Consider the following 15,756-nt stretch of genomic DNA (forward strand, 5'->3'; position numbering starts at 1 on the left):
GGCGCTTGTCATGGGAAACGGTAGGGAAAGTCGCTGGGCGCGCGATGATGACAGGGCGACATTAAGCGTTGATTAAGAACGGGAAGATCATTGCATCCGGCGCAACGTTCATTGCGGGGGCAGCGCCGAGCCTCAGATCAGCGGGAAGGCCTTGACCACATGCCGCAGCAGGCTGTCGGCCACCGGGGACAGCGGCCTGCCGGCCCGGGTAATGACGTGGATCCGGCTGTTGTTGAGGATCGGACTGGCCAGCGGCAGCGACACCAGCTGCTTGAACTGCGGCCCCTTCAGCGGCACCGAACGCGGCGTCAGGATGTAGCCGAGCCCCATCGCCGCGAATTCCCACAGCACCTTGAACGAGTTGGTCACCAGCATCGGCTTGAGCGTGATGTGTTCCTCCAGCTCGGCCGCCTGCACGTGCTTGCGCACGCCGAACGATTCGGCCAGCGCGGCGCCCTGGTGGGGCGCAAGGTCGGCCAGCGTCAGCGCGCGGCGCCGGCGCGCGAGCGGATGATCCTTGCGGACATGCGCCCGGATCGGCGACACCCGTGAATAGTGAGAGCGCAGCCGGACATCGTTGGGCGGCTGGAAGGCAAAGCCGATATGCGCCAGGTCTTCGAGGATATGCCGCACCGTTTCGTCGGTGCCGGCCACCTGGATGCTGTAGGTCACGTCGGGGTGCGTGCGCAGGAAGCCCTGCAGCACCGGCTCGAGCACCAGGTCGACGAAGCCCTCGCCGAAGACCAGCTCCACGTGCCCGCGCTGCGCGTTCTTCAGATTGTTGATCTCGGCCAGAAAGGTATCGCTCAGGTCCTGCTGGCGCCGGGCGAACAGCGCCAGCAGCCGCCCGGCATCGGTCGCCACGACCCCGCGCCCTCGCCGCTCCAGCAGCGTCACGCCGAGATCCTGCTCCAGCTTGGCCACGGCCCGGCTCACCACCGAGGGATCGAGCTCCAGCACCTCGGCGGCGCCGCGCACCGTGCCGGTTTCGATGATCTGCAGCAAACACAGCGCCCGCTTGCGGTCCAGCACATGCTCCATGACGTCTCTCTCCCCTTGTTTGCCGCGGTCGGCGACGCGGAGGCGCCGGCGCGGATTTTTTTAATGTTGCTGTTTATACAACGATTTAGGCCCATCATTGTCATGGATGCGGAGCGGTCCATGGAAGCAGAATGGTGCGCACCATTCGCTCGCTGACCGCCATGCACACCTCCCACCTTGCCGACCTGCGGCAATCGATCGCCACGCTGTCCGCGGAATTCGTCGAGATCCGCCGGCGCATCCACGCCCACCCCGAACTGGCGTTCGAGGAGCGCCAGACCAGCGAACTGGTCGCCGAACGGCTCGCGGCATGGGGCTACGAGGTGCATCGGGGGCTGGGCACCACCGGCGTGGTTGGCCGCCTGACCAAGGGGCGCGGGCAGAAGACGCTCGGCATCCGCGCGGACATGGACGCGCTGCCGATCCAGGAAAAGACCGGCCTGCCCTATGCCAGCACGGTCGCAGGCAAGATGCACGCCTGCGGCCATGACGGCCACACCGCCATCCTGCTGTGCGCGGCCCGGTATCTGGCCGAGTCGGTGGATTTCAACGGCACGCTGAACCTGATCTTCCAGCCCGCCGAGGAGAACGAAGGCGGCGCGCTGCGCATGGTCGAGGAAGGACTGTTCGACCGGTTTCCCTGCGACGAAATCTATGCACTGCACAACTCGCCCGGCCTGCCGGTCGGGCAGATCGGTCTCATCACCGGGCCGGCCATGGCCTCGTTCGACCGCGCCACCGTCACGCTGCGCGGGCGCGGTGCGCACGGGGCCATGCCGCATCACGGCATCGACCCGATGCAATGCGCCGCCAGCATCGTGCTCGGGCTGCAATCGATCGTCGGCCGGGAAATCGATGCGCTGAAGTCGGCCGTCATCACCGTCGGCTCCATCCAGGCCGGCAGCACATACAACGTCGTGCCGGAAACCGCGACGATCAAGATCGGCGTACGCACGCTCGACCCGAAGGTGCGCGACCTCGTCGAGGAACGCATCCGCGGCTTCGTGGCGGCGCAGGCCGAGAGCTTCCGGCTGCAAAGCGAGGTGGTCTACGAGCGCAAGTATCCGGTGCTGGTCAACCATGCCGCGCAGACCGAATTTGCGCGGCAGGCCGCGATCCGGCTGCTGGGCGCCGACAACGTGGTCGAGCGGCCGCCGGTGATGGGCAGCGAGGATTTCGCCTACATGCTGGAGCACCGGCCCGGCGCCTATGTCCGGCTCGGCAACGGCCTGGGCGAGGACGGCGGCTGCATGGTCCACAACCCGCTGTACGACTTCAACGACAAGGCTCTGCCGGTCGGCGCCGCGTTCTGGGCGCACCTGGCACAAAGCTATCTGGTTTGACAACCGATCCCCGGGGACATCGATGCCATCTCTGAATCGCCGCCGTTTCCTGCAATATGCCGGCTCTGTCGCCGGGACCTCGCTGCTCGGCGCGCTGCCCGCGCGCGCGGACGGCTTTCCCGTCAAGCCGCTGGCCCTGGTGGTGCCCTACCCGGCCGGCGGTGCCAGCGACACGTCCGCCCGCATCTTCGGGGAATCGATCAGCAAGACGGTCAAGCAGCAGGTCGTCGTCGAAAACTACGGCGGCGGTACCGGCCTGATCGGCGCCAACAAGGTGCTGAGCGCGCCCGCCGACGGCTACACCTTCTTCCACGGCTCGATCAACGAGGTCTTTCTGGCGCCGATGCTCAATCCGGCCGCACGCTACAAGCCGCAGGACTTCATGCTGGCCGCGCCGATCAGCGACGCCACCATCGTGCTGATGGTGCGCAGCGGGCTGTCGGCGGAGACCTTCGACCGGTTTCTCGAACAGGCCAGACAGGGCAAGGACAAGCCGCTGACCTATGCCACGGTCGGCATCGATTCGATCTACCACCTGATGGGCGACGCGCTGGCAGCCAGGCTGGGCACCACCTTCCTGCATGTGCCATACAAGGGCGGCGCGCCGGCGCTGCAGGGCCTCGCGGGCGGCGAGGTGGACTTCGCCATCCTGCCCTACCAGTCCAGCTTCGACGCCATGCAGCAGCAGGGGCGGCTGCGCATCCTGACCAGCTTCTCGAAGGCCCTGCCCCCGGCGCTCAAGCACATTCCCTTGATCTCGCAGAGCCGCCTGGTGCCCGACTTCGAGTACACGATCAGCGGCGGGTATTTCGTCAAGGCCGGCACGCCCGAGAACCGGGTGGCGGTACTGCGCAAGGCGATCGGCGAAGCGCTGGCCAAGCCCGACATCCGCGCCCGGCTCGAGGCCGAGGGCCGCACCGTCGCGCAGCCGATCGACACCCAGGCCCAGGCCAATCAGGTCTTCGACCGCTACATGACGCGGGTCACGCAGCTGGTTCGCAGCGTGGGGCGCAAGACCAACGGCGGCTAAGGCACGGCGAGCGCTGCCCCCAAAGGTATTCGTGCAGTGCCGCAGCCGTGCCGGCGCCGACGCGGTGATTGCCTTTGCCGCGTCTCGCTGCGTCTCGCTGCGTCTCGCTGCGTCTTGCCGCGTTTGGACCCGCATGTCTGCATTGTTCTTCGTGGCGACCCGCATTGACATTTCGGATCCATGCGCGCCGCTTTTCGGGGCGCGCATCGCTTGCGTTGCACGGTCTGCCACCTGTTGGCCCGTTCCTTGCATTTTGCTAAAAAACGTCATAGCTTTCGTCATGCTTGTCGACCGAACAGTCCTTGTTCGCCGATGGCACGAGGGGTCGAGAATCAGCCTGACAAAGCGCGGACAACGAACTCGCGCAGCGGGCTGATTCGATAAATCGAACTGGGAGGAATCGATTTGTTCGGCGGCGTCGGCATGTTGCGCGGCGCCGCCTCGGTGTTTCGTCGGCGGCCATCCGATCGGCTTGCCGAACCCGAATACGACCGGCTCTTGGGCGCCCCTCGATGATCCATTTGCCCCCACGTGTGCAAAGCCTGACGATCCGCATGAGAACGGTCGCGCTGTCCGCGGCCTTCATGCTGGTGGTCTTCGTGTTGGTGACCTGGGCGGTCTCGTACCAGATGGTCAGCCATTCGCGGCAGGATCGTCAGCAGGTACAGGCCGTCTACGTGGCCAGCAAGGAAAAGGAGCTGCGTCACTACGTCGAGCTCGGGCATGCCACGCTGGTGCGCATCGCCCACGGCAGCGGCGAGGAGGCGGACCTGCAGCAGCAGGCGCTCGCCGCCCTGTCGCGCATGCACTTCGGCAATGACGGCTACTTCTTCGTCTACGACCGCCTCGGCAATGTGCTGCTGAACCCGGGCAGCATGGGAATCGAAGGCGTCGATTTCTGCGATCCGGCCGATGCCGGCAGCGACCAGGCCATGTTGCTGATCAACAAGGCCCGTTCCGGCGGCGGTATTGTTCGATACAACTGGATCAAGCCCTCTTCCCGTACCGAAGCGCCCAAGATGTCCTACGTGCGGGCCGCCGACCAATGGGGCTGGATTCTGGGCGCCGGTCTCTACATGGACGACATCGAGCGGGAGCTGGCGGCCTTCGATGCCAATGCCGCCCGCACGCTGCGCGAGACGCAGATCCGGATCAGCGCCTTCGCGCTCGGATCGATCATGCTGATCAGCCTGGGCGGCCTCGCCTTGAACCTGCACAACTCCCGCATATCGGGCGAGAAGCTGCGCCGGCTGGCGCGGCGCGTGGTCAGCTCGCAGGAAGAGGAGCGTGCCCGCGTCGCGCGCGAGCTGCATGACGGCGTGGTGCAGGTGCTGGTGTCGTCCAAGTACCTGCTGGAAACGGCGCAGGTCCATCTGGAACAGGAACAGGAACAGGAAAAAGGACCCGTACAGGGCCGGAACGACGCCCCGCCGCCGGCGCGGCGCCACGCCCCGCATGAACTGCTGGCGCAGGGGCTGGGCCGCCTGCAGGAGGCGCTGATCGAGATCCGCCGCGTCTCGCATGGCCTGCATCCGGCCCTGCTGAGCGACCTGGGCCTGGCCGCCGCGCTGCGCATGCTGGTCGAACAGTTGCGGCCGCAGTGCCCCGTCGATCTGCGCTTCACCGAGCAGGGCGCGATACCGGCGCTGTCCGAGGCGCAGGCCACGGCGCTGTTCCGCGTCGCGCAGGAAGCGCTGAACAACGCCCTCTCCCACGCCCATGCCGGCTGGGTCCAGATCGCGCTGACCGGCACCGACCGCCATCTCGTGCTGACGATCGAGGACAACGGCCGCGGCTTCGATCTGAAGAAGGTGCGGGCCGACCGCAAGGGCGGCATCGGCCTGCGCAATATGCGCGAACGCATCGAAAGCCTGGAGGGCAGCGACTTCGCCATCCATACCGGAGCGGACGGCACGCGCGTCGAGGTACGGCTGGCGCTGCGCGCGCCCGAGCCCGAGTCCGACAGCCGCGCTGATTTCCGCGCCGACTTCCGCGCGGAGATCCGCGCCGACGGCCGCCCCGGCATCCAGCCCGATATTCCGGCCACCGTTCCCCTGCAAGGAGCCCTGCTGCATGACCTCGAACCTGCGAGTGCTGCTCGTCGATGACCATCCCTTCGTGCTGGACGGTGTCCGCCTGCGCCTGGAGGCCACCGGCGAAATGACGGTGGTCGGCGAGGCGTCCAATGTGGAGGACGCCGTCGTACTGGCCGAGCAGCGCCGTCCCGACCTGGTTGTCTCGGACATTCACATGCCCGATGCCAACGGCCTGCAGCTGGCGACACGGTTCGCCGAGCGGTTTCCGTCGATACGGGTGGTCGCGTTGTCGATGCACAAGGACCCGGAGTACGTGCGCCGCGCCTTCGCGCTCGGCGTCGCGGCCTATGTCCTCAAGGAAGCGCCCGCGCATGAGCTGGTGACAGCGATCCGTACGGTCGCCGCGGGCGGCACCTATCTGAATACCGAATTGCAGGCCTTCCTGCAGACCGACGAACCGCCTCCCTCCTCGCGCCGGACGCTGACGCCCAAGGAGGCCACCGTGCTGAAGCTGGTGGCCGAGGGCTACTCCAACAAGGAGATCGCCGAGCGGCTCGGCACCTCGGTACGCACCGTCGAGACGCATCGTCTGCACGTCCGCCGCAAGCTGCAGGTCGGCGGGCGCGCCGAGCTCGTCAAATACGCGGTGCATTTCTCCGATCTGCATGCGATCGGATTGGCCGACGAGGCATTAGCGGCAGACTGCTGACGATCTTTCCTGTTGCGGTGCCATCCCCTTGATGGTGCCTGATGGTGCCGTTTGCACTGCGCAAGACCGCTTGCGCATCGCTCTTGTGCATGCCCGGAAAACCCGCTCTCGGTATTACTGCGTAGGGGAAAGTCGTCCTGATGCAGGAACCGTAGTTTGCGTAGACTTTTTTGGACAGGCGCCATGCGTTCGAACACGCGGACGCGCCGATGCGCCGATCGCTGGACGAAAACGGGAGAGCACCATGGACGAGTTGAAGCAAACGCAGAGACGGGCTGTCGCGACGCAACCGCAGGTGGACGACTTGTCGACGTGGACGCCCAAGCGGCGCGAATTCCTGCGCATGCTGGCCTACGGCGCCGGCTCGCTGGCCCTGGGGCCGCTGATCGGCGCCTGCTCCGACGACGCGTCGGCGCAGGCCTCGGACCTGCGCTCGCGGCTGACGCAGGACGAAGCCTTCTGGGCGCAGGTGCAGGGCATGTTCGTGCTCAAGCCCGAGAAGGTCTACATGAACATCGGCACCGGCGGCTCGATGCCGCAGGTCGTGCTCGATACCTTCCAGCAGGAGAACTTCGCCAAGGCGGCCGACTCGGCCAGCGGCTATGGCAACCTCGCCGACCTGCGCGAGGCCGTGGCCAAGGGCTTCGGCGTCGATCGCGACGAACTGGCCTTCTCGGCCAACACCTCGTCGGGCATGTGCCATGCGATCCTGGGCATCAAGTGGGAGCCGGGCGATGTCGTGGTGACCACCAACCATGAGCACGGCGGCGGGCTGACGCCGCTCAATATCGCGGTGGACCGCTACGGCATCGAGGTGTCGATGATCCCGCTGCCGACCGGCAACCGCCAGAGCGCCAGCACCTATGTCCAGTTGTTCGACGAGCGCATCCGTGCGTTGAAAGGCCAGGGAAAGCGGGTGCGCGCGATGATGTGGTCCTCGCCCACCTACAAGACCGGCACCATGCTGCCGATCGCCGATCTGATGGAGGTGGTCAAGGCCCACGGCCTGATCAGCATCGTCGACGGGGCACACCTGCCCGGCATGATGGCGTACGACTACGGCGCTCTTGGCATGGACTTCATGTCCGGCGCCGGACACAAGTGGCAGTGCGGCCCGGGCTCGACCGGCATCCTGGTCATCCGCAACAAGATGCGCGCATCGAACCCGCTGCCGCTGCCCGACTGGTTCCCGATCCATACCAGTTCCTACGCGAGGCAGCAGCCGCGCGGCTCCTATGACATCGCGGCCACGGTGACGTCCTGCGGCAGCCTGCACGTGCCGATGTTCAAGTCGCTCGCCCGCGCCTGCGAGATGTGGGACTCGATCGGCCGGAAGAAGATCGAGACCTACGATCTGACGCTGTCGGCCTATCTGAAGGAGAAGATCGTCGAGCGCTGGGGCATCGATTCGCTGTATTCGCCGAAGGATGATCCGAAGCTGGTCTCGGCGCTGACCTGCTTCAACCCGTTCCGCAACCGCGACGATGCGATGAACCAGCAGAAGGCAACGACGTTCGTCAACCGCATGCTGAGCGACTTCTCGCCGGGCTTCGTGATCCGCTCGGTCAATTTCGAGGTCATCGGCGCGCCCGCCCAGCACTACGGCATCCGAATCTCGACGCACCTGTGGCACGACGCCAACGACATCGACCGGCTGGTGGATTCGATGTGGAATCTGTCCGGCGCCATGGCGTAACCGACCCCAATCCAATTCCAACAAGAGTCAGCCCATGAAACGATCGATCGCATTGATTGCCGCCGCGGCTTGCGGGGTGGCATCGCTGTCCGCCTGCGCCCAGCATGGCGGCGCCATGCAAGGTGGTGCACTGCGTGCCGTCTCGTCGCCCGATGCGCCCAAGGCCATCGGACCCTATTCGCAGGCGGTCCGTGCCGGCAATGTGCTGTACCTGGCGGGGCAGATCCCGATTCACCCGAAGACCGGGGAGTTGCTGAAGGACGCGCCGATCGAGGCGCAGACCCGGCTGGTGCTCGACAACCTGAAGGCGGTGCTGGCCGCCGACGGGATGACGATGGCCAACGTGGTTTCCACCACGGTCTACATGAAGGACCTGAACGACTTCGCCAAGATGAACGAGGTCTACGGGACCTACTTCACCGGCGTCACGCCGGCGCGCGCGACGGTGCAGGTAGCCAGGCTGCCGCGCGATGTGGCCGTGGAGATCGGGGCGATTGCAGTGAAGCCCTGAGCGGGCTGCATTGCGGTAGGGAGGCCCTTTCGGCGGGGCGGGCGGGGCGCGGCGCGAGTCGCGCCCCGCCGCGTCGTTGTTCGCCTCATTCCGGGCAGCGGATCGCTTCGATCACCAGCCTCAGCGCCCGGGAGGCATGGCGCCGGTTCGGATAGTAGGCGAACAGTCCCGGAAACTTCGGACAGAAATTGTCCATGACCCTGCGCAGACGCCCGTCGCGCAGATAGGGTTCGGCCAGGTCCTCCGTCACGAAGGCCAGGCCGCCGCCGCTGGCCGCGGCACGCACCATCTGATAGGCGGTGTTGAAGGTCAGCTGCCCGCTGACGCGAACCTGGACCGCGCGCCGCTTGTGGCGGAGCTCCCAGGCATACAAGCCGCCGCCGCTGAGCCGCAGCGTGATGCAGTTGTGCCTGAGCAGGTCTTCGAGAGAGCGTGGTTCGCCGTGCGCCGCGAAATAGTCCGGCGCGCCGACGATCATCATCTGTACATCCGGCGTCAGCCGCACCGCGATCATGTCCTTGGCGATCTGGTCGCCCCAGCGCACGCCGATATCGTATTGCTCGGCCGCGATATCGACCATCCGGTAGTCCGAATTCATTTCGACGCGCAATTCGGGATAGGCCGCCAGCAGGCTCGACAGTCGCGGCATCAGGATATTGTCGATGACATGATCGATCGCCGTGATGCGCACGGTGCCGATCGGCTTGTCGCCCAATTCCCTGACCGCGGAAATTTCGGCCTCGACCTCTTCCAGCCTGGGCGCCACGGTCTGGATCAACCGTTCACCGGCCTCGGTCGGCGATACGCTGCGCGTGGTGCGGGTCAGCAGCCGCACGCCCAGCCGCGTCTCCAGCGCGCGGATGGTATGGCTGAGCGCGGATTGCGAGACGCCGAGCCTGGCGGCCGCGCGCGTGAAGCTGCGTTCCCGGGCGACGGCCAGAAAGGCGAGAATGTCGTTGATGTTATCGCGTGCCATGCGAGCTGCGGTTGGGGTTTGCGGTTGCAATTGCCGTTGCGGTGACTGCCCGCATTCCATACGGATAGCGGGATGGCGGGATAGCGGAATATCGTCTTCGTCGTCCCCTGCAGGGGAAAACATTGATGAATACAATACATGAGTGCTTGCCGATTGGCGTAATGATCCATTCCAAATAACCGAATATCATTGCGCTGACGCGCAGCCCGGCTGCAGGCTCGCCGCCGAATAAAAAACCCACCCCCATTCCATTACTCCCCTATTGCACCATGGCACGCCTCCAATTGAACGGTCAGATCAAGGAAGTCGACGTCCCGGGCGACACCCCACTGCTGTGGGTGTTGCGCGATGAGCTGGGCATGACCGGCACCAAGTTCGGCTGCGGCATGGCACTGTGCGGCGCCTGCACGGTGCATATGGACGGCTCGCCGATTCGCGCCTGCATCACCGCGGTCTCCGCGGCGGACGGGCACGCCATCACGACGATCGAGGGCGTGGAAGCCGATCGCGTCGGCCGCGCGGTGCAGAAGGCCTGGGTAGAGAACAACGTCGCGCAGTGCGGTTACTGCCAGGCCGGGCAGATCATGTCCGCGGTCAGCCTGCTGAAGGCCACGCCGGCCCCCAGCGAGCGCCAGATCGACGAGGCGATGAGCGGCAATATCTGCCGCTGCGGCACCTATCCGCGAATCCGCGCCGCCATCAAGCAGGCGGCCGGCGCCCTGGCCAAGGGAGGCAAGTGATGCGCGACAACGACTCGATCCAGGCACCGGACCTGTCCCGCCGCGGCTTCCTGCAGGGAACGCTGCTCGGCACGCTGTCGCTGGCGGTCGGCGCCAATGGCGTCATTGGCGTCATTGGCCTGGCGCACGCGGACGACGACGCGCCGAAGAAATACGGCGCCGACTCCATGCCCGGCGGCACGGTGTCCGACCCGCTGGTGTTCGTCTCGATCGGCGCGGACGGCACGGTGACCATCGTCGCGCACCGCGCCGAGATGGGCACCGGCGTGCGAACCAGCCTGCCGATGGTCGTCGCCGACGAGATGGAGGCGAACTGGGACCGCGTCAAGGTGGTGCAGGCCGAGGCCAACGAGACCCGCTACGGCAACCAGAACGTCGACGGGTCCCGCAGCGTGCGGCACTTCCTGATGCCGATGCGGCGCGTCGGTGCGGCGGCACGGCAGATGCTGGAAGCAGCGGCCGCCGCGCGTTGGGCCGTGCCGGTCGGCGAGGTCCGCGCGCAACGGCATGAAGTGGTGCACCTGCCGACGGGCCGGCGCCTGCCTTATGGCGAGCTTGCCGCCGACGCCGCGAAGCAGCCGGTCCCTGCCGAGGGCACGCTCAAGCTGAAGACGCCAGACCAGTTCCGCTACATCGGCAAGGACCGCGTGCGGATGGTCGATCTGGAAGCGATCGGCAAGGGTCAGGCCACCTACGGCATGGACGTGCGCCTGCCGAATATGGTCTATGCCGTGGTGGCACGGCCGCCGGTGGTTGGCGGCAAGGCGCGGGCCGTCCGCGCCGAGAAGGCGCTGGCCGTACCGGGCGTGCTGAAGGTCGTCGAAATCCCGCCGTTCAGCGGCGCGCCGGCCTTCCAGCCGCTGGGCGGCGTCGCCGTGGTCGCGCGCAATACCTGGGCCGCGATGCAGGGCCGTGCCGCGCTCGAGATCGACTGGGACGATGGGCCCAACGCCGGCTACGACTCCGCCGCGTATCGCCGCACGCTGGAGGCCGCCGCGCGGCAACCGGGCAAGGTGGTGCGCAACGAAGGCGATGCGCCGGCCGCCTGGAACAACAGCGCCGAAGCCGAGCGCTACGCCGCCGAATACTACGTCCCCCATCTGGCCCACGCCTCGATGGAGCCTCCGGTTGCCACCGTGCGCGTCAGCGGCAAGTCCGCCGAGGTATGGACGTCGATCCAGAATCCGGTTGCCGCGCAGACCGCCGTGGCCAAGCGGCTCAAGCTCGAGCCCAAGGACGTGCGAGTCAACGTGCTGCTGCTGGGCGGCGGCTTCGGCCGCAAGTCCAAGCCGGATTTCGTCGACGAGGCCGCGATCGTCGCGCAGGCCATGCCGGGTACGCCGGTCAAGCTGGTATGGACGCGCGAGGACGACATCCATCACGACTACCTGCACACGGTGTCGGTGGAGCGGATCGAAGCCGTGGTCGGCAAGGACGGCAGGCCGCAGACCTGGCTGCACCGCAGCGCGGCGCCGACCATCGGCTCGCTGTTTACGCAGGGCGCCAAGGGCCAGCAGCTGTTCGAGTCGGGCATGTCGGCCATCAACATGCCGTACCGGATTCCGAACGTCCGGGTCGAGACCGCCGAGGTCGAAGCCCACGCCCGCATCGGCTGGTTCCGCTCGGTCGCCAATATCCCGCATGCCTTTGCCGCGCAGTGCTTCATTGCCGAACTGGCGCATCGCGCCGGCAAGGACCACAAGCAGTTCGCGCTGGACCTGATCGGCCCGGCACGCAAGATCGATCCGCGCACCATGGCGGACACCTGGAACTACACCGAGTCGCCGGAGCGCTATCCCTACGACACCGGCCGGCTGCGCGACGTGATCGAGGCCGCCGCCCGCGGCGCGCGCTGGGGCCGCAAGCTGCCGCGCGGGCATGGCCTGGGCCTGGCCTTCTGCTACAGCTTCATGAGCTACACGGCCACGGTGGTCGAGGTCGCCGTGAACGACAAGGGCGAGGTGCAGGTCGTCGCCGTCGACATGGCGATGGACTGCGGGCCGCAGATCAACCCGGAGCGCATCCGCGCGCAGATGGAAGGCGGCGCCATCATGGGCCTGAGCCTGGCGCTGACCAGCGAGATCAGCTTCGAGAAAGGACGCGTGAAGCAGAGCAATTTCCACGATTACGAGGTGCTGCGCCACCACGCCTCGCCGCGCGTGATCCGCACCCACCTGGTCAACGGCAGCCACGACACGCCGCCCGGCGGCGTCGGCGAGCCCCCGGTGCCGCCCGTGGCGCCCGCGCTGTGCAACGCGATCTTCGCGGCCACCGGTAAACGCATCCGCAGCCTGCCCGTCCGCACGGTCGCGTAAGCGCCGCGCTTTCCGCTCCGATCGCCGTCCCGATCGCCGTCCCGATCGCCCCTCGCGCAGGTCACGCTGACCTGCGCGGGGCCCCCTTTTACTCCGACGTGCCCTCCGACGTGCCCGCCATTGCGCCGAACGGCCGCAAGGGCTCGTCACGCCTTCGTGGATTGATATTCAGACGTCGATGCGCTTCGATACCGTGACAAATTCCGCAGCCCTGCCCCTTGCTTCCTCCCGCCGCGAGCGCTGGAGCGCCATCGGCACGATGACCATGTGCGTGGCCATGCTGATCGCCTCCGAGTTCATGCCGATCAGCCTGCTGACGCCGATCGCCGCCGACCTGCATGCCACCGAAGGGATGGCGGGACAAGCCATCTCGATTTCCGGCCTGTTCGCCGTCATCGCCAGCCTGTTCATCGCCACGGTCGCCGGCCGCTTCGACCGCCGCCGCGTGCTGATGGCGCTGACCGGCGTCATGCTGGCCTCGCTGGTGCTGATCGCAATCGCGCCGAACTTCGCGGTGCTGATGGTGGCGCGCGGGCTGCTGGGCATCACCATCGGCGGCTTCTGGGCCCTGGCGACCGCGACCATCATGCGGCTGGTGCCAGCCGCCGACGTACCCAAGGCGCTCGGCATCATGTACACCGGCAATGGGATGGCCACGGCGTTTGCCGCACCGATCGGCAGCTACCTGGGCGGCATCATCGGCTGGCGCGGCGTGTTCTGGGTACTGGTGCCGTTCGTGCTCGCCAATCTGCTCTGGCAATGGTTCAGCCTGCCGTCGATGCCGCCGCGGGCCACCAATCCGGTCGGCAAGGTCTTCCGGCTGCTGGGGCGCCCGCATGTTGCCATCGCGATGGTCGCCGTGATGCTGACGTTCGGCGGGGCCTTCGCGGCCTTCACCTACTTCCGGCCGTTCCTGGAGCGCTACACGCAGGTCACCGTGCCAGAGCTGTCGCTGCTGTTGCTGGGGCTCGGCGTCGCGGGCTTTATCGGGACGTACTTCGCCTCGGCGTGGGTGGGCCGCTCGCTGTATCGGCTGCTGATGGGGCTGCCCTTGGCGCTGGCGGCCGCGACCGTCGCCATGCTGGCGTTCGGGCACAGCTTCTGGGCGGTTGCTGTCGCGATGGTGGCATGGGGCGCGCTGAACGCCGCGATCCCGGTCTGCTGGTCGACCTGGCTGTCCCGCGGCATCGAGGACGAGCCCGAGAGCGGCGGCGGCCTGATGGTGGCGGCGATCCAGCTGGCGATCATGCTGGGCGCCGCGTTCGGCGGCATGCTGCTGGACCGCATCTCCATCGCTGCGACCTTGATCGGCGGCGCGGTGCTGCTGGTGTTGGCGGCGCTGACGGTGGGCAGCGGCCGGCGGCTGATGGGGCGCAGTTGAGCGGCCTGCTTCGCCGCTGTCTGGCCGGCTACATCGTCACCACGTCCCACTAACTCGCCGCCGCCTTCGCCAGTATCCGCTCTTGCCCCTTGGACAGCGAGTGCGGCGGGGTGTACCCGGTCGCCCCGCCCGGCATCAGGCCTGGGCCCGGGCGCCGTCGAGGTAGGGATTGAAGCCGCGCGCGCCTTCGCTGAAGGCATCGAAGCCGCGGGCGCCGTCCGTGTACGCATCTGCGGCCCGACCGGGCGTGGCCGAGACGCCCACGCGATCCAGGCCGGCGACCTTGCGCGCGCCGTCGACATAGGGGTCGGCCTTGCGGGCGCCCTGCGTGTACGGGTCGAAGCTGCGGGCGCCATCGCTATGCACGTCGAAGGTGCGGGCACCATCGGTGAACGTCTGCGGCGTGCGGAACTCGTAACCGTACTTGTCGGCGGGGACCGTCGCGGCCTGCGCGATCCCGGCACCGGCGAGCGACAGCAGCAGAGCGGAGGCGATCTTCAGGGTGGCGTTCTTGGGCATGGCTTTCTCCTTTATTAGTCAGCAGATTTGAATCGATCCGGACGCTGCCGCGCTTGGGTTTGTTGCGCCGTCGCGTTGTCCATGTGCTGAACTATAGAGGTCCGCCGAGCCTGAAGAAGTACGGTGGTTTGGCCTTGTTATTCAAATATTTTGATATTTGTTGGTGGCGCTATTCGGGACCTTGGAGGATACGGAGATCATCGATGTACCGAGCGGGCGCTGGCCGGGCGGAGAAGACGAGCGAGTCCCCGTCAGGTTGACACCGCCATGGCGCGTACCAATACTGCCGCTTGGCAGTCGCTTTGGTTCGCATCACGCCTGCGCCCACGTCGTCCTCGCCCACCACGCCCGGAGGAAGCCATGCCACAAGCGCGCCCCCTTCTGCTCGCCGCCCTGCTGACGTTGCTCGGTGCATGCGCCACCGCGCCTACAGGCCCGACCGCCCCCACCGCGACGTCCGCCTCCACACCGGCCCTCCTGCCGTCCGCCGCGGGCCAGACTGCCGCAGGCAAAACCGAGGTCCTGTGGCTGGGCCAGGCCGCCACGCGCATCACGACGCCCGGCGGCAAGGTCATCGTGATCGATCCCTGGCTGACGGGAAACCCCAAGACGCCCGCCCCATTCAAGCAGCTGCAGACGCTCGGCAAGGTCGATCTGATCCTGGTCACGCATGCCCATGGCGACCACCTGGGCGATGCGCCGGCGCTGGCGAAGATGCATAACGCACCGATCTACAACGGTGGCGGCATGGGGCAGACGCTCGTCAGCCTCGGCATGGTGCCGGCCAACCTGTCGCAGCGCTTCGGCAAGAGCGGTACGGTCGCGCCCTTCGGTGCCAACGGTCCGAAGATCACCGCCGTGCATGCCGAGCACTCTTCCGAGCTGGTCTGGAAGAACCCGAGCTCGGGCAAGGACGAGGTCCACTACGGCGGCGAGCCGGTGGGCTACATCATCGAGATGGAGAACGGCTTTCGCATCTGGCACATGGGCGATACCGGCCTGTTCGCCGACATGCGGCTGGTGGCGGAGCTCTACAAACCGGACCTGGTGCTGATCCCCATTGGCGGGCATTTCACCATGGGGCCGCGCGAGGCGGCGATCGCCGTGCGCGAGATGATCCGCCCCCGGTATGCGATCCCGATCCACTATCTGACCAGCCCCATGCTGCGCGGCACGCCGGCGGAGTTCACCGCGGCGCTGGGCGCCACGGATGCGACCCGCGTCATCGTGCCGGAGCCGGGGCAGAAAGTGGATTTCTGAATCTTTGCCGACGCGGCCGAGGCTGAAGGAAGGGCATCGCCCTGTGGCCAGTCTCGGCCCTACGCGTTCTCGCGGCTCATTTGCGCGGTTCAGGCGCGAAATACGTCATCCAGGCACGCCGCCTCCAAGGCCCGGTCCTGCCAGGCGTCCAGCTGATCCGTTTAGGACGCGCGGCGAAGCCCTGCATGCGCCGGGCGCT

The 15,756-nt window shown here is 67.0% G+C and carries 13 protein-coding genes; 10 read left to right on the forward strand and 3 right to left on the reverse strand.

Annotated elements, in window-relative coordinates; all coding sequences use genetic code 11:
• Window positions 1–132: 132 nt before the first annotated feature.
• On the reverse strand, window positions 133–1,041 hold the full coding sequence (locus AC6EI8_RS02820; RefSeq protein WP_149315938.1) for a LysR family transcriptional regulator: 909 nt from the start codon (window positions 1,039–1,041) through the stop codon (window positions 133–135).
• Window positions 1,042–1,202: 161 nt separating this feature from the next.
• Here AC6EI8_RS02820 and AC6EI8_RS02825 point away from each other — a divergent pair, with 161 nt between their 5' ends.
• The 6 genes from AC6EI8_RS02825 (at window position 1,203) to AC6EI8_RS02850 (ending at window position 8,366) form a co-directional block, all read left to right on the forward strand.
• Entirely contained in the window at window positions 1,203–2,384 is a 1,182-nt protein-coding gene (locus tag AC6EI8_RS02825) for a M20 aminoacylase family protein (protein ID WP_498381260.1), read from the forward strand.
• Window positions 2,385–2,406: 22 nt separating this feature from the next.
• Window positions 2,407–3,414 (forward strand): tripartite tricarboxylate transporter substrate binding protein, encoded by a 1,008-nt coding sequence (locus AC6EI8_RS02830; RefSeq protein ID WP_149315939.1) that lies wholly within the window; start codon window positions 2,407–2,409, stop codon window positions 3,412–3,414.
• Window positions 3,415–3,968: 554 nt separating this feature from the next.
• Window positions 3,969–5,522 (forward strand): cache domain-containing protein, encoded by a 1,554-nt coding sequence (locus tag AC6EI8_RS02835; RefSeq protein WP_498381234.1) that lies wholly within the window; start codon window positions 3,969–3,971, stop codon window positions 5,520–5,522.
• Window positions 5,488–6,159 carry a response regulator gene (locus AC6EI8_RS02840; protein ID WP_149315940.1) on the forward strand — a complete coding sequence of 224 codons (672 nt, stop codon included), beginning with the start codon at window positions 5,488–5,490 and terminating at the stop codon, window positions 6,157–6,159. The genes AC6EI8_RS02835 and AC6EI8_RS02840 overlap by 35 nt, the downstream gene beginning before the upstream one ends.
• Window positions 6,160–6,403: 244 nt before the next feature.
• Window positions 6,404–7,855, forward strand: coding sequence for an aminotransferase class V-fold PLP-dependent enzyme (locus AC6EI8_RS02845; protein WP_149315941.1), 1,452 nt, complete (start codon window positions 6,404–6,406; stop codon window positions 7,853–7,855).
• 34 nt (window positions 7,856–7,889) lie between these two features.
• A complete protein-coding gene (locus AC6EI8_RS02850; protein ID WP_322784946.1) occupies window positions 7,890–8,366 on the forward strand; it encodes a RidA family protein in 477 nt (158 codons plus the stop codon).
• An 85-nt stretch (window positions 8,367–8,451) separates the two neighbouring features.
• Here the strand turns inward: AC6EI8_RS02850 and AC6EI8_RS02855 are convergent, their stop codons facing one another.
• A complete protein-coding gene (locus tag AC6EI8_RS02855; protein ID WP_498381235.1) occupies window positions 8,452–9,342 on the reverse strand; it encodes a LysR family transcriptional regulator in 891 nt (296 codons plus the stop codon).
• 269 nt (window positions 9,343–9,611) lie between these two features.
• On the opposite strand from AC6EI8_RS02855, the gene AC6EI8_RS02860 reads away from it, so the two are divergent.
• The 3 genes from AC6EI8_RS02860 to AC6EI8_RS02870 all read left to right on the forward strand — a co-directional run bounded on the left by AC6EI8_RS02860 (window position 9,612) and on the right by AC6EI8_RS02870 (window position 13,778).
• Window positions 9,612–10,082, forward strand: coding sequence for a (2Fe-2S)-binding protein (locus tag AC6EI8_RS02860; protein ID WP_150083924.1), 471 nt, complete (start codon window positions 9,612–9,614; stop codon window positions 10,080–10,082).
• Window positions 10,082–12,397, forward strand: coding sequence for a xanthine dehydrogenase family protein molybdopterin-binding subunit (locus tag AC6EI8_RS02865; protein ID WP_226105734.1), 2,316 nt, complete (start codon window positions 10,082–10,084; stop codon window positions 12,395–12,397). The genes AC6EI8_RS02860 and AC6EI8_RS02865 overlap by 1 nt, the downstream gene beginning before the upstream one ends.
• Before the next feature lie 193 nt (window positions 12,398–12,590).
• Window positions 12,591–13,778, forward strand: coding sequence for an MFS transporter (locus AC6EI8_RS02870; RefSeq protein WP_498381236.1), 1,188 nt, complete (start codon window positions 12,591–12,593; stop codon window positions 13,776–13,778).
• A gap of 135 nt (window positions 13,779–13,913) precedes the next feature.
• Here AC6EI8_RS02870 and AC6EI8_RS02875 read toward each other — a convergent pair whose 3' ends face one another.
• Window positions 13,914–14,297, reverse strand: coding sequence for a hypothetical protein (locus AC6EI8_RS02875; protein WP_498381238.1), 384 nt, complete (start codon window positions 14,295–14,297; stop codon window positions 13,914–13,916).
• A gap of 360 nt (window positions 14,298–14,657) precedes the next feature.
• Here AC6EI8_RS02875 and AC6EI8_RS02880 point away from each other — a divergent pair, with 360 nt between their 5' ends.
• Complete coding sequence (locus AC6EI8_RS02880) at window positions 14,658–15,557, forward strand: metal-dependent hydrolase (RefSeq protein WP_149315958.1); 900 nt, start codon at window positions 14,658–14,660, stop codon at window positions 15,555–15,557.
• Window positions 15,558–15,756: the final 199 nt, after the last annotated feature.

The organism is Cupriavidus sp. R6-3 (assembly GCF_059772245.1).